Below are 17,918 nucleotides of genomic sequence, written 5' to 3'. Positions count from 1 at the left end.
CAGTTGCCTCAATCCAGCGGGCGGCTGCGTCTGGCGGTCCCAAGCTGCTGGCAGTGCAGCTTTGTGCGGTCAGGGTGGAAGAGCCGTTCGCGCCGGGTGCTGGACCGTCGCTACCCGGCGTGGAGCAGGCCGCAGCCATTGCCAGCAAGCTGCATGCAGCAGCGCGTCCGATCCTCATCGACATCCGCTCTCCCTTCATTCTGTTTGGCCCATGGTGCCACGGTGGGCGCAGGAGTCCACAAGGGAAGGGCGGGGCGCTCGGTAGCTAGTCGCGGTCAGGGCGGGTGAGGGGGAGCGGCTCCTTGAAGGTCTGCGTTACATAGGGGAAGGGGATCTCGATCCCGGCTTCGTCCAGCGCCTTCTTTATCGCGAAGACCACGTCGTTCTTTACTCCGAAATAGTCGTGCTGCCGGATGTCGATCCACCACCGCACGAGGAAGTCGATGGAGCTCGAGTTGAACTCCTGCGCATAGACATCCACGCCGTGATTGGGGGAAAGCTCGGCAATGCCTTCCACGGCCTTGCGGATTACGGCTGAAGCCTTGGCCAGATCGGTATCGTAGGCGACACCGACGATGATCTCGTTCCGCCGCTCATGCGCGTCTGTGTAGATCTTCACGGCGTTCTTGAAGATCATGGAATTGGGCATGATCGTCAGCTCGTTGGAATAATGGCGGATATGCGTTTCCCGCAGGGTGATGTTCTCGACTTTGCCAAGAACGCCTTCCACCTCGATCATGTCGCCGATCTGCATCTTTTCGCGCAGCATGATGAGCACGCCGGCGAAGAAATTCTCGAAGATGTCCTGAAACGCAAAGCCGATGGCCACCGCGCCGATGCCGAGGCCGGCGATTAGCCCAGCGGGCGTGAAGCCGGGAATGACGATGGCGGCCGCGATCAGCAGGCCCATGATCCAGATCACCAGCCGCGCCGCGGTCTCTACCAACAGCCGCAGGCTTTCACGCATGCTGGTCTTGCCGACCACCAGTTCTGCAATCCGCGTAGCGAACTTCGCCACCAGCCAGGTGATGACCAGAACGATGATGGCGATGACCAGCTTCGGCGTAAGCGCCACGGCCTGCATCTGCATGCTGACCAGCTGATCGCGAATGATGGCGACGTAATCCAAGAAATCTCCCCTTCCCGTGGCTACAACAAGGAACCCGCAGTGCTGTTCCGCCTTCGACGCGGGCACGCGTCGCCCACGGTGGCGGACCGCATCCCCACTTGCAACCGGCCCCGCCATCCGCGAAAGGCGCGCCACCATGTTTGATGATGAGCTGATCTCCGCCGCCCGCGTTTCGAAGGCCTGGCCGTTCCAGGAGGCCATGAAGCTTGCCAAGCGCTATCCCGATGGCAAGCGGGGGGCGGACGGGGCGCTGGCCCCGGTGCTGTTCGAAACCGGATATGGCCCTTCGGGCCTGCCGCATATCGGCACCTTCCAGGAAGTGCTGCGCACCACACTGGTCCGCCGCGCCTATGAAATCGTCAGCAATGGCGCGCCCACCCGCCTGGTGGCATTCAGCGACGACATGGATGGGCTGCGCAAGGTGCCGGACAATGTGCCGCAGCAGGAAATGATGCGCGCCAATCTCGGCAAGCCGCTCAGCCGGATCCCCGATCCCTTCGGGCAATATGAGAGCTTCGCACACCACAACAACGCGATGCTGAAGGATTTCCTCGATCGCTTCGGCTTCGACTACGAATATGTCGCCGCCAGTGACCGGTACAACTCGGGCGCCTTCGACGGCGCGCTGGCGCATGTACTCGATCGCTTCGACGCGATCATGGACATCATGTTGCCCACGCTGCGGGAAGAGCGGCGCAAGACCTATTCGCCGATCCTGCCGATCAGCGAGAAGAGCGGGATCGTGCTGCAGGTGCCGGTCGAAGTAGTGGATGCCGCAGCCGGCATCATCCGCTTCGAGGATGAGGGCGACACGGTCGAGCAATGCGTGTTCGGCGGTCGGGCCAAGCTGCAGTGGAAGGTCGATTGGGCGATGCGCTGGTATGCGCTCGGCGTAGATTACGAAATGAGCGGCAAGGATCTGACCGACAGCGTGACGCAGTCGACCAAGATCGTGCGCGCGTTGGACGGTCGCCCGCCCGAAGTGTTCATCTACGAGCTGTTCCTGGATGAGAATGGCGAAAAGATATCCAAGTCCCGTGGCAATGGCCTGACGATCGAGGAATGGCTGCGCTACGGCAGCGAGGAAAGCCTTGGCTTCTTCCTCTTTCGCGAGCCCAAGCGTGCGAAGAACCTGCACGCGGGGATCATCCCGAAGACGGTGGACGAATATTGGCAGTTCCGCGCCCGCATCCCCGAACAGCCGCTGGAACAGCAATTGGGCAATCCGGTGTGGCATCTGCTGCGTGCGAATGGATATCACGGTGGGGATGGCGACAGCCTGCCGGTCACCTATGGCTTGCTGCTCAATCTCGTCGGGGTTCTGGGGGCCGGGGCGACGGCAGAGCAGGTCTGGTCTTATCTCGGCAACTATATCGACAACGCCACGCCTGAGGCTTGGCCGGAGCTCGACGTGCTGGTCACCACGGCGCTGGCATATAATCGTGACTTCGTTGCATCCACGCTCTCCAAGCGGGCGCCCGCGCCCAATGAGGCCGCGGCTTTGCGCGCGCTGGATGCGGTGTTGGCGGAAGCGGCAGAGGATACGCCGGCTGAGGATCTGCAAACAGCCGTCTATGAAATCGGCAAGGACGAGAGCTTCGGGTTCGAGAACCTTCGGGACTGGTTCAAGGCGCTCTACGAGACTCTTCTGGGTTCATCGCAAGGGCCGCGGATGGGCAGCTTTATCGCCCTGTATGGAGTGGCTAACAGCCGCAAGCTCATTGCTGAGGCACTGGCGCGATGAAGCAATCGGACCCGCATCGTCTGGCGCGCGATCTGCTGGGCCGCGAACTTGATGGGCTGGAGCCCGAAGAGCAGCGGGTCCTGCGCCGCATAGCATCCGGCACTCTCACCGGCATGGATGCCGACGAGGTGGCGCAGTCGCATGCCACCATGGGCGATCGGCTGGCGGACAGAGTGGCCGCAGTCGGCGGAAGCTGGGGCTTCATCATCGGCTTCGGCGTGGTGCTCGCGTTATGGGTGCTGGTGAACAGCCATGGGCTGGAGGCGCTGGGCTTCCATCCCTTCGACCAGTATCCCTATATCTTCCTCAATCTCATGCTCTCGATGCTCGCCGCAATCCAGGCACCGATTATCATGATGAGCCAGAACCGGCAGGCGACGAAGGATCGCATCGCCGCACGGCACGATTACGAGGTCAATTTGCGCACGCAGCTGGAACTGGTGCGGCTCTCCCGCAAGCTGGACCATATCGCCGAAGTGATCGGCCATATTGAGGGCCGGATTCGCGACGACGCGGCTGACTGAGCCGCCTTAGATCCAGTTCCGCGCGCGGTACCACTTGGTGACGATGTATTTCTCGCCCCGGACCACCGGTGAGCCGGCATGGACGGTCCAGGGATTGGGCACACCGTTTTCATCCGCATTGTTCCACGCCAGCAGAACGCCCGGCTTCGGCTGGATCGCCATGTTGAGCCGGCCGAAGGTGGTCGCCCCGCCTTCTTCCACTTCGTTCAGAAAGATCATGGCAGTATAGCAGCGTTGGCCGCCGCGGTCCTTTTCCGCCTCCCAATAGGGGGTGTTGTGCGGAAACCAGTCGGTGTGGTCCTGAAACTGTTGGCCGGGAAGATAGCGCTGGCCCTGTATCGTCTCCCCAGTGCGGGGCTCCAGCCCCAGAAGATCGTCGATCCGCCGCTGGATACGCTTGACGAAAGGATCGTGCGGATCCGGATCGCCCGAATAGGAGGTGCGATAGCCCGTCGCATAATCCACATCGAAGGCGCGGCTCGGCTGCGCCACCGCGTCGACCATCGCAATCAGCCGACCACATTCCTCGCCGGTCAGGAAATCGCCCACGGCGTAGATCTCGGCCTTTTCGGTCGGCAGCTTGTAGACATCGGGCATGGCAGCCAGGCGTTGGCGAACCTTGCGCCCGATCTTGGCCATTCGCGCTCGATCGGGGTCACGCTCGGCCAGGGTCATTGAAAGATTGTTCGGATCCATGCCCGGCTGTTTTCCAAAGCGAAGGGCGGCTGGCAACCCCGGCAAACATCTGCGTCGCTTGGTAAGCCCCGAAACGTCGCCCTTCTTACAGGATTGCTGCCGGAAGCATCGCACCTCCGGCAGCAGGGACGCCTACCAGAAGAAGTCGTAGATCACGTCCACCACTTCGCCGCTGTACGTGTCCACGAGCAGGGCGTCGTCATAATAGCGTATCCAGCGATACGATCCGTAAGCTGCAGGCAGGCGGTAGCGCCATGGATCATTGATCCAGTACCGGCTGCCGAAGAACAGCGAGTTCAGGCGAAATCCCGCGCCCACACGGCGATAGCTGTAATTGCGATAGGGCGCGTAGTAGATTCCGACGTGGAAGGTGCTGCGGTTGGCGCGGCGATAGCTCTGCCAGTCATAACGACGGTTGTCGCGCCAGCGCCGATCCCAGCGGCGATGGTCGTCGTAACGCCGCCGGTCGTCATAGCGCCGATCATCGCGCCGGCCGTCATAGCGTTCGCGGTTACCATAAGACCAGTCACGGCTGTTATCGCGATAGGAACCATTGCGCCGATCATTGCTATAGGAACGATTACGCTGCTGGTCCCGCTGTTGCACCTGGACGCTGCGATCGTTTCGCCAGGCTTCGTTCCGATCCGGCCGCTGATAGCTCGGCTGGCGGGGTTGGGGGGTGCTGCGATCATCTGGTCGCGAGGGCCTATCGCCCCGCCGGCGATCGCCGCGGTAACTGTCGGGCTGGGAACGCTGCCGCTCGCTTCCGCGCCATTCGCTGCGCGACGGGGTACGCTCAGTGGACGGCCGCGAGGACTGGCTGCGCTGGTGTTCCACCGCTCGTTCCCCCCGGTTGCGCCACTGGCCCTCTGCAGCGGCAGCCTGGCTGGCAAGCGGCGGGGCAGCCAGCACTATCGCCAGGGCTGCAAGGCCGCTGTTTTTGATAAGCTTCTTGAGTTGCACTGCAGACCTCCTAGCATGGTCGCGGCGGCTTGGCTGCGGCCTGATAATGAACGCTCAACTAGGCGATCTGGTCTGTCCATTCACTGAACCGGCTATATAGCTTAACGTTCATATTGGACATCGATAGGCTGAACGTGGACATCGTTGGAATTGCCCGGGCTTAGCTGGACATCCGGCCTGCAGGGTCTAGGGACAGACAATGCCCCTCAAGCGCCGCATCTCCCGTTCTTTCGAGCAGATTTCCCATTCCGAAATCTTCGAAGTGAACCAGTGGCAGCGGCGGTTTGCCACCCTGGCGGGTGCTCTGCTTGTGGGGGCGGTGGCGGTATTCTTCGCCCACCTAGGCGATGCGGCTCAGCGCCTCTTCACGCGGATGACGGGGGAGTATCCGCTGCTCCCGCTGTTGCTCACGCCGCTGCTGTTCGCTGCGCTGGCGTGGATTACCCGGCGCTTCGTGCCGGAGACGGCCGGTTCCGGCATTCCACAAGTGATTGCGGCCAGCCGCTTTCCGAACGGTCCGGTGAGCAGTCGCCTGCTGTCGTTGCGGGCGGCTATTGCCAAACTGCTGCTCGCGATCGGCGCCTTGCTCGGAGGCGCCTCTGTCGGTCGGGAAGGGCCAACCGTTCAGATCAGTGCGGCGATCATGCTTCGGATTCACCGCTGGTTGGGCGTAAGATTGACCCCAGGCGTCTACATTGCTGGCGGCGCCGCCGGTGTTTCTGCCGCGTTCAACACGCCGCTGGCCGGGATTGCGTTCGCCATCGAGGAACTCGCCGTTGCCTATGAACAGCGGGTCGCAGTGCTGGTGATGGGCGCGGTCATGATTTCGGGTCTCATGGCGCAGGGCCTTTCCGGCAACTACGTCTATTTCGGGGCCGTGTCCTCAGAGATTCCTCTCAAGACGATGCTGCTTGCGGCGCCCATCGCCGGCGTCGTGGGCGGCGCGCTTGGCGGGCTTTTTTCGCGCTGCTTGCTCTCGTTCCGCGGCCCTGAGGGGCGCTGGGGCGCCTTATCGCGCACCCGCCCGGTCACACTCGCGCTGGCCTGCGGCGTGGTTGTGGCAGTGTTGGGGGTGGCGACGCAGGGCTCCACCTGGGGCACCGGCTACCAGACCTCGGTGGTGTTGCTGCGGGGCGGGGAGGTGCCGCTGGAATTCGGCCCGGCCAAGTTCATTGCTTCGTTGGCAACGGCGGTGAGCGGCATTCCAGGGGGCATTTTCGCGCCCTCGCTGGCTGTGGGCGCGGGATTCGGCAACCTCCTCGCGCCGCTGTTCGCACCGCAGGAAGCGGGCGCAGTCGTGTTGTTGGGAATGGCGGGCTATTTCGTCGGCGTCGTTCGGGCGCCGCTGACGGCGGTCATCATCCTTAGCGAAGCGACCGGAAGCACGGCGATTATCCTGCCGCTCTTTGCTACTGCGCTGATCGGGGACTGGACTGGCAGCCAGATTTGTCGCGCGCGCCTCTATCACGTCCTGGCCACCAATTTCATCCCGAAGGATGAGCCGGAAGCCAAGCCCGACCTCGAAGAAGAGGATGGAGAAGAGGTGCCGCGCAAGCCCGTCGACTGACGGCGCGAGGAGCGGGGCGAGGGCGGCCGCAGCCGCCCTCTTGCGCGATCAGCGCGACAGCTTCTTGTAGGCGAGCCGTGTCGGCCGATCGGCCGCATCGCCCAGCCGGCGGCGGCGATCTTCCTCATAAGCGGCGAAGTTACCTTCGAACCATTCCACGTGGCTGTCCCCTTCGAAGGAGAGGATGTGCGTGGCGAGGCGATCGAGGAAGAAGCGATCGTGGCTGATGACCACGGCGCAACCCGCGAAGTTCTCGATCGCATCTTCCAGCGCGCCCAGCGTTTCCACGTCGAGATCGTTGGTCGGTTCGTCCAGCAGCAGCACGTTACCGCCCTGCTTCAGCATCTTGGCCATGTGCACTCGATTGCGCTCACCGCCCGACAGCTTGCCGACGTTCTTCTGCTGGTCCTGCCCCTTGAAGTTGAATGCGCCGACATAGGCCCGCGTGCTCATGTCGTGGCCGTTGACCTTCATGTAATCGAGGCCGTCGGAAATCTCTTCCCACACATTGTGCTTCGGATCGAGATGATCGCGGCTCTGGTCGACATAGCCGAGGCGTACCGTTTCGCCGATTTCCACCGTCCCGCTGTCCGGCTGTTCCTTGCCCGTCAGGATCTTGAACAGCGTCGACTTACCGGCGCCGTTCGGGCCGATCACGCCCACGATGCCGCCCGGGGGCAGCATGAACGAGAGGTCGTCAAACAGCAGCTTGTCGCCATAGGCCTTGGAGATGTTCTTCGCCTCGATCACCTTGCCGCCCAGCCGTTCCGGCACCTGGATGACGATCTGCGCCTTCCCGGGGCGGCGGCTGTCCTGCGCTTCCTGCAGCTGCTCGAACTTGCGGATACGCGCCTTGCTCTTGGTCTGGCGCGCGGCGGGAGTCTGGCGGATCCAGTCTAGCTCTTCCTTGAGAGCCTTCTGCCGCCCGCTTTCCTCACGCTCTTCCTGAGACAGGCGCTTGGCCTTCTTCTCCAGATAGGTCGAGTAATTGCCTTCGTAGGGGAAGTATTTTCCGCGATCGAGCTCCAGAATCCAGCCGACCACATTGTCGAGGAAGTAACGGTCGTGGGTGATCATCAGCACCGCCCCCGCATATTCCTTCAGGTGGTTTTCCAGCCACTCCACGCTTTCCGCGTCGAGGTGGTTGGTGGGTTCGTCCAGCAGCAGGATCGAAGGCTTCTGGATCAGCAGGCGAGTGAGGGCAACGCGGCGCTTCTCACCGCCGGAGAGGCTATCCACGCTCCAGTCGGAAGGCGGGCAGCGCAGGGCCTCCATCGCGATCTCCAGCTGGTTGTCGAGCGTCCAGCCGTCCACGGCGTCGATCTTTTCCTGCAGCGTGCCCATTTCTTCCATCAAGGCATCGAAATCGGTGTCGTCCTGAGGGTCACCCATCTCGGCGGAGATCGCGTTGAAGCGATCGACCATGTCCGCCACCTCGCGGGCGCCGTCCTTGACGTTCTCAAGCACCGTCTTGCTCGGGTCCAACTCGGGCTCCTGCGGCAGGTAGCCCACCGTGATGTTCTCGCCCGGCCAGGCCTCGCCGGTGAAATCAGTATCGATCCCGGCCATGATCTTCATCAGCGTGGACTTGCCCGCGCCGTTTGGCCCGACGATGCCGATCTTGGCACCTTGGTAGAATTGCAGGTTGATGTCGCTCAGCACCGGCTTTTGCGCGCCGGGGAAAGTCTTCGTCATGCTCTTCATGACGTATGCGTATTGGGCGGCCATGCTCGTCCTTCAGCGGAATGTCTGGTGGTGTCCGGAGTTGCCGCGCAGATAAGGGTTGGCGCGCCGTGGGGCAAGCGGCTTGCTTGTCGCAGCCGTCCCGGCCTGCCACAGGCCGCGCATGGAAATCCGAGAGACCGACTTGCGCGATCCGCACGAACACACGCTGCTGGAAGATGTCTATGCGCTGTTCACCGGCTGCACGCTGATCGCGATCGGTCTCGTGCTGATGAAGGCGGCGGGCATCGTCACCGCCGGCGTCGCAGGGATCGCCTTGCTGCTGTCCTACAAGATGAAGCTGGGCGTGGGCCCGCTGTTCTTCCTGCTCAACATCCCCTTCTTCCTCCTGGGCATGCGCGTGATGGGGCGGGAATTCATGGTCAAGACGGTGCTCGCCAGCGGGCTGATCTTCGCGCTCGCCAGCGTGGCGCAGGCATCCATGCATCTCAGCGACGTTCACCCCGCCTTCGCAGCGCTCGCGGGTGGCACCTGTGCGGGCATGGGCATCCTGGCGCTGATCCGACACAACACCGGGGTCGGCGGCGTCAACATCATTGCGCTGTGGCTGCAGCGCAGCCGCGGGTGGAATGTGGGCCGGCTCCACATGGCTTTCGACGGCGCGATTCTCATTGCGGCGCTGCTCGCGATTCCCCCAGCCAAGTTGGGCTGGTCGGTCCTCAGCATGGTGGCGGTGAACATGATCCTCGTCGCCTACCATCGCCCGGGCCGCTACCTGGGCCATTGACCCGGCTTCGTCCGGCTGGTCTGTTGCGACGCAACACGTCATCTGAGGGTTACACGCATGAGGACGCTCGCGCTGGCGCTAGTCGCCGTTATCATTCCTGCGGCCGCCGCGGCGGAGACGCCGGCCGGGCTGGCTGCGCAAGCGGACGAGGCGCTGAAATCGGACCAGACCGCCTGGGATTTCGTCGAAGGGATCACCACCGAGGTGGGGCCGCGACAGGCCGGCACCGAGGCGGAGGCAAGGGGCCGCGCCTGGGCGCAGGACTGGCTTTCGCGCAACGGCTTTGCGCGGGTGATGCTCGAGCCCTACAAGATGGATACATGGCTGCGCGGCGCGGAGCGGGCAGAGGTCGTTACGCCCTTTCCACAGAAGCTGGTCATCGCCGCACTTGGCGACAGCGGTTCGACCGGAGAGGGTGGGATCACCGCGCCGGTGGTCGGCTTCTCGTCCTACGCCAAGCTGGAAGCCGCGCCGGCAGGCTCGCTCAAGGGCAAGATCGCCTTCATCGACCACTCGATGCGCGTGACGCAGGATGGCTCGGGCTATGCTTTCGCAGGGCCCGTGCGGTGGACTGGCCCTGCCCTGGCCGCGAGCAAGGGCGCCGTCGCCGCGGTGATCCGCTCTGTCGGGACGGATGATCACCGCACGCCCCATACCGGAGGCACCACCTTCGCTGAAGGCGTGAAGCCGATCCCGGCCGGTGCGCTGTCCAATCCCGACGCGGATAATCTCGAGCGGATGCTGGCCCGCGCCGGCGCGCGCGGTGCGGAACTGACGATGAAGCTGGTGCTGACGCCGCGCTTCGTGGGCCAGACCGAGAGCGGCAATGTGGTGAGCGAGATCACCGGCCGCGATCCATCGCTGCCGCCGGTCCTGCTCGCCTGCCACCTCGACAGCTGGGATTTAGGCACTGGCGCGATCGATGACGGTGCAGGCTGCGGCATCATCGCCGCGGCGGCCCGACACGTTGCCGCCGCTGGCCAGCCGCTGCGCACCATTCGCCTGCTGTTTGCCGGCGCTGAGGAAACGGGTGTCTGGGGCGGCAATGCCTATGCCGCTGCCCATGCGAAGGAGCCCGTGGCCGTCGCGATGGAGAGCGACTTCGGCGCCGACCGCGTATGGCGCCTCGACACCAATTTCACGGCGACCAATCCCGAACTCTACAAGCGGCTCGCTAATGCCGTGGCCCGCTTCGGCGTTTCGACCTCCGCCGTCGATGCGAGCGGCGGTGCCGATATCGAGATTGCCCGCCAGCAGGGCGGTGCGGTCATCGAGCTGCAGCAGGACGGCACCCGCTATTTCGACCTCCACCACACGGCGGACGACACGCTGGACAAGATTGACCCGGCGCAGCTGCGTCAGAACGTCGCCGTATGGACACAGGTCGTGGGCATCCTCGCCAACGAACCCGGACCCATCAAGCCGGCGGAGTAGCACGGTCGAAAATCATGGTCGGGGAGACAGGATTCGAACCTGCGACCCTCTGCTCCCAAAGCAGATGCGCTACCGGGCTGCGCTACTCCCCGACCGTCCGCTGACGCGGACATGCGCATGGACGATGGTGGGCCCGGCAGGATTCGAACCCGCGACCTAGCCGTTATGAGCGGCCAGCTCTAACCGCTGAGCTACAGGCCCCTGCGTCGCATGCGCGTCGGCGGACCTAGCCGTGCGCCGGCGCGCTGGCAAGCAAAGCTGTTTCAGCGGATCACAGCCTCCAGCACGCCGCTAATTCCGACGGGAGCGACGTTCCGGCGGGCCAGCTCGGCAAAGATTCGGCCCCACCAGTCGTAGAGTGCATCGAGCTCGGCCGCGCTCTGCACATAGGGTGTATGCCCGACGTCCAGTGAGGGGCTGTGAAAGGAGAACACCAGCAGCGGCAGGCCCATTTCCAGCGCGACGTCCACGCCCCGTAGCGCCTCCTCCACGCTGACGCCTTCGGGTGTCAGCGGAATGCGTTCGAGCAGTCCCAGCCGCGCCATCAGTGCGCGCGAGGCGGGAAGGCGCCATTGGCGCGGATAGATCGCATCGCCAAACCCGCGGAGCAACCCCGAGAACACGGTGGTGAGAGGCAGTTCGAGCAAACGCCTATTCGTATCAACCCAATAGGGAGTGAGTGGGTGCGGGCGATAATCCGGTCCGCCGCCCGCCGAATAGTCGAACTTGCTGCGCACGGAACTGTCCACCGCGATGCCCGCATCCACCAGGAGGCCGGCGGTGGCAGGGCCGAGCCCATAGCGGCCAGCGCGGTACATGAGCGGGGTGGCTGCGAAATTGCTGTCTATCGCATCGCGCAGCCGAAGCAATTTCTCCCTCTCGAGCGCAGGGGGTAGGTTGCCGGCAAACGTGTTCCGCTCTGTCAGTTCCTCCTCGAAGGGAGGGCTGACCCACGGATGCAGCTGTACGCCGATCTCCGCCTCGCCGCGAGCAACCGGCCCGCGCAGGGTTTCTGCGGCCTCTGGGCTCGTCGCAATCGGCCAGTCCACAAGATAAACTGGGGCCACGCCATGCGCTTCGCAGAAGGACTGAAAGCGAGCGATCTGCGCTACATGCTTCAACCCGTGACTGACCCGGTCAATGGGCTTTGCCCAGTCGAACTCTTCCTCGGTATCGACGGTGACCATGAAGCGAGGGCCGAAGTTGGGGGGGAACTCGGCCGTGTCTTGCGGAATGGGCGGCTGGAGGATCGAACGCACCGCCTGTTTCCTTCCGCCTCTATCCGCCGGCAGCCGGTCCGCCGGTACCCGTGGATTCGACGCTATGGCCCGCCGCCGGGCCGGTCAAGGCCGGCAGGTGCAGCACCAGCGCATCCCCGACGCGCGCCAGCTCGCCGCCCGCTGCGGCGGCTTCCGCCCGGGCGAGGCGCAGGGTGAAGCCGGTGCCAAAGGCACCTGCGGAGATCGCGCGCGGGCCGCCGGGGGCGCTGGCGGTAAACAGATCCTCCACGGCGGACAGGGCGGCGGGCAGCTCCGCACCCAATTCCAGCCGGTCGCCTGCGCGCGAAAGCGAAAGCGCGATCAGTTCGCCGGGGGCCAGGCCGCCTGCAAGAATCGCCAGCATGCGCCAGACCAGTTGCAACGCTTCGGCCTCTGCGATTCCCAGGGTGAATGGACCCGGCCCGGTCGCCAAGTCCATCCGCGCGTTGCGCGGGCGCAAAACGCCCTGCAGGCGCCGCAGCGTGGTGGCGACAGAGCGCTCCAGATCGCACTTTCCCTCGATCAGCTCCATGGCGCCACTCTCCAGGCGAGCGAGTCGGTCAATCTCCTCGAACCCGGCGAGCAGGCGGGCAGCGTCGACGGCAATGCCCGCGGCCAGAGCGCGATATTCATTGGGGGCCGGGCCGAACATCTGTTGCTGGATGATCTCCGCAAAGCCCTGAATGGCATTCACCGGTGTCCGCAACTCGTGAAGCACTTGGCGCATGCGCTCGGCCCCTGGCGTATCGGCGGGCGGCAGATCCGCCGGAGCCATATCCCTGCGCATCCGACCGGCATAACCTCTGAAGGCGCCGCTTCCGGTGAATTCCGGCGCGGCGTCCACGCGCCAGTGACCCTCGATCCGTTCCGGGCCGAAGAGAACGGCATGCCCGTTTTCGATCGGCAGGCGGCGCTTCATGGCATGGAGGCTCTCCGCATCGAGTTCCGCGCCTGCGCCGCTGCCCTCCGGGCCAAACGACATGCCGATCGTGAGCGGAGCCATGCCAGACTCAGCCCAATCGATCGCCCCTTTGGCATCGGTGGCGAATTCGAAGGCGGAAATGCCCTTCGCAGCGTCGGCTGACTCCGCAGCGATATGTTGAGCGGCGGCACCATCACGGCCTTGGCGGCGAGCTTCTCTGAACGCTTCGATACGACGCAGCAGGGCACCGATGCCCTCATTGGGGGCTGCCGGCTGCGTTTCGGGCTGGGTGGGCGCCCCCGGGGCCGGTGTGGCCGCATGTTCGATGGCAGGGCGGGGCAGGACGAGGTCCGTCACGCCCAGCCTCTCCAGCAGCCTGCCCACCTCGGCCGGAAGGCCGCGACGATGCCGCAAGAAGCCGCGCGCGTTCATGGGCAGGCGTGGAATCAGGTCTAGCCAGTCCTCTACGCTCAACTGCGCGGTCGCCATCGCTGCCGCAGCCATCTGCGGTTCGCCAGCGGCCAGACGACCGATGAGTTCCGCATTCCGCAGGCGCAGCCCGGGCGCTCGCACGACGGCCGACTGGACTTGCGCTGGAAGGGCCTCTCCAAGCTCCGTGAGACGCGCATAGGCAGCGTCGATGAGTTCGCCCTCGGCGGAGCCGGGAGCACTGCCCAACAGATCGATCAGCTGGCGGAACTCCGTGCGCGCGGCCGCCTCGCTCCCGCTGCGGGAGCGGAGCACGGTGGCCAGGCGATCGTCGAACAGCAAGCGAATCTCCGCGGAGCGAAGCCGCGGGGTGCAGCTTCCGGCGCTTTGCCAGTAGCGGTTCCGTTGGGGACCGGAATGCCCGAGCGATGCTGCGTTGCAAAGCGGGACAATTGCGGTATTATATAATAATATTCCAGCCGTCCTGCAGCTGGCGGATTGTTATTTCGTCCGCGAATGGTTTAAATCGGGGCTCCCGCGGCCGCACAACAGGGTGATAATGGCGACGCTCGACAAGATCGATCGAAGGCTGCTGGCAGAGTTGCAGGCAGAAGGCCGGGTTACGAATGTGGACCTTGCCCGCCGCGTTGGACTCACTGCCCCGCCGTGCCTCCGCCGTGTGCGCGCGCTGGAGGAAGATGGTGTGATCCGTGGCTACCATGCGGATCTCGATGCGTCGAAGCTGGGATTTGCGATCACCGTTTTCGCGATGGTCAGCCTGCGCAGCCAGGCGGAAGAGGATTTGCGCGCGTTTGAACAGCATATTCGCGGTCTGCCCGAAGTGCGCGAATGCCATATGCTCAATGGCGAAATCGACTTCATCCTGAAGATCGTCAGTAAGGATTTGCAGAGCTTTCAGGAGTTTCTGACCAGCAAGCTTACGCCTGCGCCCAACGTGGCCAGCGTGAAGACATCGCTGACGATCCGCACCTCGAAGAACGAGCCCGGCGTCCCGCTCGGCTAAGCGCGCCGCAGTTTTCTGCGATTGTTGCGCATTCTTGACCGAGGTCAAAGCGTAGCCCCCGGGGCCCGGCTAATCCGGCTTCACAAGCCGGAAACGCCTCCCAGTGGATCCGCCTTGCACGGTCGAAATCCCTCCGACCGTCCTTCCCAGACTTGCCTTTGCCAAGGGGCAAGACAACTCCACCGGGCCTCGACATCGAGGCCCGGTGTTTTTCGTTGCTCGCTCAAGAAAAGGGCTCGGGGCGCAGCTAGGCTTGCCGCTGCGCGAGCCACTCCTCCAGCCACTTGATCGAATAATCGCCGTTCAGAATGTCCGGCTCTTCCAGCAGCGCTTCGTGAAGCGGGATGGACGTCTTCACCCCTTCGATGACCATCTCTTCCAGCGCGCGGCGCAGTCGCATAATGCAGCCTTCGCGCGTGCGCCCATAGACGATGAGCTTCGCGATCATGGAATCGTAATAGGGGGGGATGGAATAACCGGCGTAGAGCCCGCTATCCACGCGCACATGCATCCCGCCAGCAGCGTGATAGGCCGTGATCTTGCCGGGGCTGGGGGTGAAATTGAACGGATCCTCCGCATTGATGCGGCATTCGATCGCGTGACCGGTGAAGCGCAACTCGTCCTGCGTGACTGACAGCGCCTTCCCATCGGCAATGCGGATCTGCTCGCGCACCAGATCCATGCCGGTGATCGCCTCCGTCACCGGATGCTCCACCTGCAGGCGCGTGTTCATCTCGATGAAGTAGAACTCGCCGTTTTCCCACAGGAACTCGATCGTCCCGGCGCCGCGATAGCCCATATCGGCCATTGCGCGGGACACGATGCCGCCCATCCGCTCGCGCTCTTCCGGCGTGATGACGGGAGAGGGGGCTTCCTCCAGCACCTTCTGGTGGCGCCGTTGCAGCGAACAGTCGCGCTCCCCCAGATGGATCGCCTTGCCGCGACCGTCGCCAAACACCTGGAATTCGATGTGGCGCGGATTGCCCAGGTACTTCTCGAGATAGACCGTGTCATCGCCGAAAGCGGCTTTGGCTTCGTTGCCGGCCTGCTTCATCAGCGTTTCGAGCTTGTCCGGGCTGTCGCACACCTTCATTCCGCGCCCGCCGCCGCCAGATGCGGCCTTGATGATAACGGGATATCCTATCTCTTCCGCGATGCGCGCCGCTTCCTGCGGATCGCGAATGGCGCCGTCGGAGCCGGGCACAAGCGGCAGGCCGAGTGCGCCAGCGGTTCGCTTGGCCTCCACCTTGTCGCCCATCGTGCGGATATGTTCGGGCTTGGGCCCGATCCACGCGATGTCATGCGCCTCCACGATTTCGGCGAACTGTGCGTTCTCCGACAGGAAGCCATAGCCCGGGTGAATCGCGTCTGCGCCGGAGATTTCGGCGGCGGATATGATCGCGGCGGTGTTCAGATAGCTTTCGCTCGCGGGCGGGGGCCCGATGCACACGGCATGATCGGCCAGCCGCACATGCATGGCATCGGTATCGGCGGTGGAATGCACCGCTACCGTTTCGATCCCCATTTCGTGCGCCGCGCGATGAATACGCAACGCGATCTCGCCGCGATTGGCGATCAGCAGGCGGGTAATTGCCATGGTCTCAGGCGACCACGATCAGCGGCTGGTCATATTCGACCGGCTGCGCGTTCTCGACCAGAATCTGCTGCACCGTGCCACTGGCGGGGGCGGTGATGGGATTCATCACCTTCATCGCCTCGACGATGACCAGCGTATCGCCGGCCTTCACCGCATCGCCCACCTTCACGAAGGGGGGGGTGCCGGGTTCGGCGGCGAGATAGACGGTGCCGACCATGGGCGACTTGATCGCGTTTGCCGGCGCAGCGCCCGCATCCGGGGCGGGCGTCGCCGGAGCCGCGGCTTCGCCGCCGCCAGCCGGCAGCATCGGGGCTGCCATTGCCGGAGCCGCAGCGGCCACAACCGTGCCCCCGCGCGAGACGCGGATCTTGCGATCGCCGTCTTCCACCTCGATCTCGGTGAGACCAGTTTCGGCCAGCATGTCTGCCAGCTCACGTACGAGCTGTGTGTCAATCTTCATGCCTGTAGCGCCCTTGTTATCGGCCATTCAGTCCTCTTCGGCTGACTTCGCAGGGGAGGGCCTATGCGTTTTGCCGGTCGGCAAGGCAAGAGGGGGCGTGGCAGCGCTCACATCCTCGCTGCCGCCTCCAGCGCGAGTTCATAGCCATACGCGCCGAAGCCGGCGATCGTTCCCCGGGCCGCCATCCCCACGTAGCTCTTATGGCGATACGCCTCGCGCGCATGGGGATTGGAGATGTGCACTTCGATCACCGGAGTGCGGATGGAGCGGATCGCATCGTAGAGGGCGAGGCTAGTGTGCGTCAGCGCGCCGGCGTTCAGCAGCACGGCTTTTGCGCCTTCCGCCTGCGCCTCGTGCAGCCAGTCGCACAAATGACCCTCGTGGTTCGACTGGCGCATTTCGATTGAAAGGCCGAGCTGGCCCGCGCGATCTTCCAGCCGGCCAGCAATATCGTCCAGCGTATCGGAGCCGTAGATCTCAGGCTCGCGGAGCCCGAGGAGATTGAGGTTGGGACCGTTCAGCACGTAGACGGTGTCGGACATTTAGTATGCTCCTTGGCGCTTGCGGGCGGCATAGCGCCAAGGAAGCCGAGGGCAAAGGGGCCCGCGCTATTTGTCCGAACCCTGGCGCTTGCCCCACTGCCGCGCTGCCGTGTAGCCAAGGTAGCCGGTGCCGAAAAGCGCGTAGAGCGGCTCTGGCAGTCCGTTGAGATAGGCGTTCATGCCCCGGGCGATTTCGTTCGCGGCAACGGGGTTGAACGCCGCGAGCACGCCCATCGGCAGCGCCCACAACAGCATTGCATACATCACATAGAGAAAACTGGGCCGCGCCCGGCTGGTCCAGGGATCGTGGGAATTGGCTTCGGCCACGATCGCCGAAAGTTGCGCCTGGATCGCTTGCAGTTCCTGCGTACCCTGCAGCCGTACCAGTTCCAGCTTTGCCTGTTCGCGCGCCGCCTTGTCGGGAATGACCTTGTCGATGATGGAGGCAATGGGGCCGATGAGCGTGTCCAATATCGCCATGCGAGTTCTCCGGTGAAAATTCGCCGGAGGAGCTAGCCACATCTCTCAATGTAGGAAACGCATATAAGGCGATCGGCGCCGCGCGTTCATGAGGGGGGAAACCACTGGTCGGGACGACTGGATTCGAACCAGCGACCCCCACACCCCCAGTGTGATGCGCTACCAGGCTGCGCTACGTCCCGAGCCAGTGGAGGGGCGCCTATAGGGGGCTCTTTCCGGCAAGGCAAGCACCCCTGATTGCCACCCCCTGGCTTTGCTGCTAGGCGCGGCGGCCACGGGCCGGGAGGGCTGGCCACAGTTCCTTCCGGCATTGCAGAACCACTCGGATTTTCCGTCCTGATAGGCGATACGATGCTTGATTTCCTTGCCGCCGGCGCAGCCGGGGCCGCACCCCCAGGATGGGTGCAATTCCTCCCGATCATCGGCATGGTGCTGATCTTCTGGTTTCTGATCATCCGGCCGCAGATGAAGCGGCAGAAGGAGCATCAGGCGAAGATCGCATCGGTCAAGAAGGGTGATCAGGTTGTCACCGCCGGCGGCGTTCTGGGCAAGGTGGTGCGAGTCGATGACGACTACGCCGAACTGGAAATTGCGCAGGGCGTGCGGGTGAAGGTGGTGAAGTCCACGATCGGCGACATCGTGCCCGTCAGCGGCAAGCCGGCAAACGACTGATCAGGC

At 64.0% G+C, this 17,918-nt stretch carries 17 protein-coding genes and 3 tRNA genes; 7 read left to right on the top strand and 13 right to left on the bottom strand.

The genetic code is table 11. The features are described 5' to 3' along the window. Window positions 1-265: 265 nt before the first annotated feature. Entirely contained in the window at window positions 266-1,129 is an 864-nt protein-coding gene (locus tag AEB_RS14170) for a mechanosensitive ion channel family protein (RefSeq protein ID WP_119083721.1), read from the bottom strand. A 136-nt stretch (window positions 1,130-1,265) separates the two neighbouring features. Here AEB_RS14170 and AEB_RS14165 point away from each other — a divergent pair, with 136 nt between their 5' ends. Together AEB_RS14165 and AEB_RS14160 are read left to right on the top strand one after the other, a co-directional pair. Then, window positions 1,266-2,873: a lysine--tRNA ligase gene (locus AEB_RS14165; RefSeq protein WP_119083720.1), complete on the top strand. Its 1,608-nt coding sequence runs from the start codon at window positions 1,266-1,268 to the stop codon at window positions 2,871-2,873. After that, complete coding sequence (locus tag AEB_RS14160) at window positions 2,870-3,397, top strand: DUF1003 domain-containing protein (protein ID WP_119083719.1); 528 nt, start codon at window positions 2,870-2,872, stop codon at window positions 3,395-3,397. The genes AEB_RS14165 and AEB_RS14160 overlap by 4 nt, the downstream gene beginning before the upstream one ends. A 6-nt stretch (window positions 3,398-3,403) precedes the next feature. Here AEB_RS14160 and AEB_RS14155 read toward each other — a convergent pair whose 3' ends face one another. Together AEB_RS14155 and AEB_RS14150 are read right to left on the bottom strand one after the other, a co-directional pair. Further along, on the bottom strand, window positions 3,404-4,093 hold the full coding sequence (locus tag AEB_RS14155; RefSeq protein WP_231958745.1) for a prolyl hydroxylase family protein: 690 nt from the start codon (window positions 4,091-4,093) through the stop codon (window positions 3,404-3,406). Window positions 4,094-4,225: 132 nt separating this feature from the next. Next, window positions 4,226-5,056 (bottom strand): RcnB family protein, encoded by an 831-nt coding sequence (locus AEB_RS14150; RefSeq protein WP_119083718.1) that lies wholly within the window; start codon window positions 5,054-5,056, stop codon window positions 4,226-4,228. Between the two features lie 199 nt (window positions 5,057-5,255). On the opposite strand from AEB_RS14150, the gene AEB_RS14145 reads away from it, so the two are divergent. After that, a complete protein-coding gene (locus AEB_RS14145; protein ID WP_119083717.1) occupies window positions 5,256-6,623 on the top strand; it encodes a chloride channel protein in 1,368 nt (455 codons plus the stop codon). A 48-nt stretch (window positions 6,624-6,671) separates the two neighbouring features. Here AEB_RS14145 and ettA read toward each other — a convergent pair whose 3' ends face one another. Next, complete coding sequence (gene ettA / locus AEB_RS14140) at window positions 6,672-8,351, bottom strand: energy-dependent translational throttle protein EttA (RefSeq protein WP_119083716.1); 1,680 nt, start codon at window positions 8,349-8,351, stop codon at window positions 6,672-6,674. A 118-nt stretch (window positions 8,352-8,469) separates the two neighbouring features. Here ettA and AEB_RS14135 point away from each other — a divergent pair, with 118 nt between their 5' ends. After that, window positions 8,470-9,093: a YitT family protein gene (locus AEB_RS14135; protein ID WP_119083715.1), complete on the top strand. Its 624-nt coding sequence runs from the start codon at window positions 8,470-8,472 to the stop codon at window positions 9,091-9,093. A 57-nt stretch (window positions 9,094-9,150) separates the two neighbouring features. Then, a complete protein-coding gene (locus tag AEB_RS14130; protein WP_119083714.1) occupies window positions 9,151-10,527 on the top strand; it encodes a M20/M25/M40 family metallo-hydrolase in 1,377 nt (458 codons plus the stop codon). Between the two features lie 15 nt (window positions 10,528-10,542). Here the strand turns inward: AEB_RS14130 and AEB_RS14125 are convergent. From AEB_RS14125 to AEB_RS14110, 4 genes are all read right to left on the bottom strand, one after another. Next, window positions 10,543-10,619, bottom strand: a tRNA-Pro gene (locus AEB_RS14125). 33 nt (window positions 10,620-10,652) lie between these two features. After that, window positions 10,653-10,728, bottom strand: a tRNA-Ile gene (locus AEB_RS14120). Window positions 10,729-10,790: 62 nt separating this feature from the next. Further along, window positions 10,791-11,786 (bottom strand): polysaccharide deacetylase family protein, encoded by a 996-nt coding sequence (locus tag AEB_RS14115; protein ID WP_119083713.1) that lies wholly within the window; start codon window positions 11,784-11,786, stop codon window positions 10,791-10,793. Window positions 11,787-11,805: 19 nt separating this feature from the next. Continuing rightward, window positions 11,806-13,479 (bottom strand): histidine kinase dimerization/phospho-acceptor domain-containing protein, encoded by a 1,674-nt coding sequence (locus tag AEB_RS14110; protein ID WP_119083712.1) that lies wholly within the window; start codon window positions 13,477-13,479, stop codon window positions 11,806-11,808. A gap of 217 nt (window positions 13,480-13,696) precedes the next feature. Here AEB_RS14110 and AEB_RS14105 point away from each other — a divergent pair, with 217 nt between their 5' ends. Beyond that, entirely contained in the window at window positions 13,697-14,161 is a 465-nt protein-coding gene (locus AEB_RS14105) for an Lrp/AsnC family transcriptional regulator (protein WP_119083711.1), read from the top strand. A 247-nt stretch (window positions 14,162-14,408) separates the two neighbouring features. Here the strand turns inward: AEB_RS14105 and accC are convergent, their stop codons facing one another. The 5 genes from accC to AEB_RS14080 form a co-directional block, all read right to left on the bottom strand. After that, a complete protein-coding gene (accC, locus tag AEB_RS14100; RefSeq protein ID WP_119083710.1) occupies window positions 14,409-15,758 on the bottom strand; it encodes an acetyl-CoA carboxylase biotin carboxylase subunit in 1,350 nt (449 codons plus the stop codon). A 4-nt stretch (window positions 15,759-15,762) separates the two neighbouring features. After that, the gene (gene accB / locus AEB_RS14095; protein ID WP_119084648.1) at window positions 15,763-16,218 is read right to left on the bottom strand and encodes an acetyl-CoA carboxylase biotin carboxyl carrier protein; all 456 of its coding nucleotides are present in this window, start codon (window positions 16,216-16,218) and stop codon (window positions 15,763-15,765) included. Between the two features lie 107 nt (window positions 16,219-16,325). Then, window positions 16,326-16,760, bottom strand: a complete 435-nt coding sequence (aroQ, locus tag AEB_RS14090) for a type II 3-dehydroquinate dehydratase (RefSeq protein ID WP_119083709.1) — start codon at window positions 16,758-16,760, stop codon at window positions 16,326-16,328. 66 nt (window positions 16,761-16,826) lie between these two features. Further along, on the bottom strand, window positions 16,827-17,240 hold the full coding sequence (locus tag AEB_RS14085; protein ID WP_119083708.1) for a holin family protein: 414 nt from the start codon (window positions 17,238-17,240) through the stop codon (window positions 16,827-16,829). 105 nt (window positions 17,241-17,345) lie between these two features. Further along, window positions 17,346-17,422: transfer RNA gene (locus AEB_RS14080), tRNA-Pro, on the bottom strand. 169 nt (window positions 17,423-17,591) lie between these two features. On the opposite strand from AEB_RS14080, the gene yajC reads away from it, so the two are divergent. After that, a complete protein-coding gene (gene yajC, locus AEB_RS14075) occupies window positions 17,592-17,912 on the top strand; it encodes a preprotein translocase subunit YajC (protein WP_119083707.1) in 321 nt (106 codons plus the stop codon). Window positions 17,913-17,918 lie beyond the last annotated feature (6 nt).

Origin of the sequence: Altererythrobacter sp. B11, assembly GCF_003569745.1 — a bacterium.
GTDB lineage: Bacteria > Pseudomonadota > Alphaproteobacteria > Sphingomonadales > Sphingomonadaceae > Croceibacterium_C.
The sequence above is the reverse complement of the archived record's forward strand: the minus strand, read 5'-3'. Positions and strand labels throughout refer to the sequence as shown.

Bases quoted from the DNA above. Each gene is read 5' to 3' on its own strand.
- AEB_RS14165 (WP_119083720.1), top strand. From the start codon at position 1,266: ATGTTTGATGATGAGCTGATCTCCGCCGCCCGCGTTTCGAAGGCCTGG.
- AEB_RS14160 (WP_119083719.1), top strand. From the start codon at position 2,870: ATGAAGCAATCGGACCCGCATCGTCTGGCGCGCGATCTGCTGGGCCGC.
- AEB_RS14155 (WP_231958745.1), bottom strand. From the start codon at position 4,093: ATGGATCCGAACAATCTTTCAATGACCCTGGCCGAGCGTGACCCCGAT.
- AEB_RS14145 (WP_119083717.1), top strand. From the start codon at position 5,256: ATGCCCCTCAAGCGCCGCATCTCCCGTTCTTTCGAGCAGATTTCCCAT.
- ettA (WP_119083716.1), bottom strand. From the start codon at position 8,351: ATGGCCGCCCAATACGCATACGTCATGAAGAGCATGACGAAGACTTTC.
- AEB_RS14135 (WP_119083715.1), top strand. From the start codon at position 8,470: ATGGAAATCCGAGAGACCGACTTGCGCGATCCGCACGAACACACGCTG.
- AEB_RS14130 (WP_119083714.1), top strand. From the start codon at position 9,151: ATGAGGACGCTCGCGCTGGCGCTAGTCGCCGTTATCATTCCTGCGGCC.
- AEB_RS14105 (WP_119083711.1), top strand. From the start codon at position 13,697: ATGGCGACGCTCGACAAGATCGATCGAAGGCTGCTGGCAGAGTTGCAG.
- accC (WP_119083710.1), bottom strand. From the start codon at position 15,758: ATGGCAATTACCCGCCTGCTGATCGCCAATCGCGGCGAGATCGCGTTG.
- accB (WP_119084648.1), bottom strand. From the start codon at position 16,218: ATGAAGATTGACACACAGCTCGTACGTGAGCTGGCAGACATGCTGGCC.
- aroQ (WP_119083709.1), bottom strand. From the start codon at position 16,760: ATGTCCGACACCGTCTACGTGCTGAACGGTCCCAACCTCAATCTCCTC.
- AEB_RS14085 (WP_119083708.1), bottom strand. From the start codon at position 17,240: ATGGCGATATTGGACACGCTCATCGGCCCCATTGCCTCCATCATCGAC.
- yajC (WP_119083707.1), top strand. From the start codon at position 17,592: ATGCTTGATTTCCTTGCCGCCGGCGCAGCCGGGGCCGCACCCCCAGGA.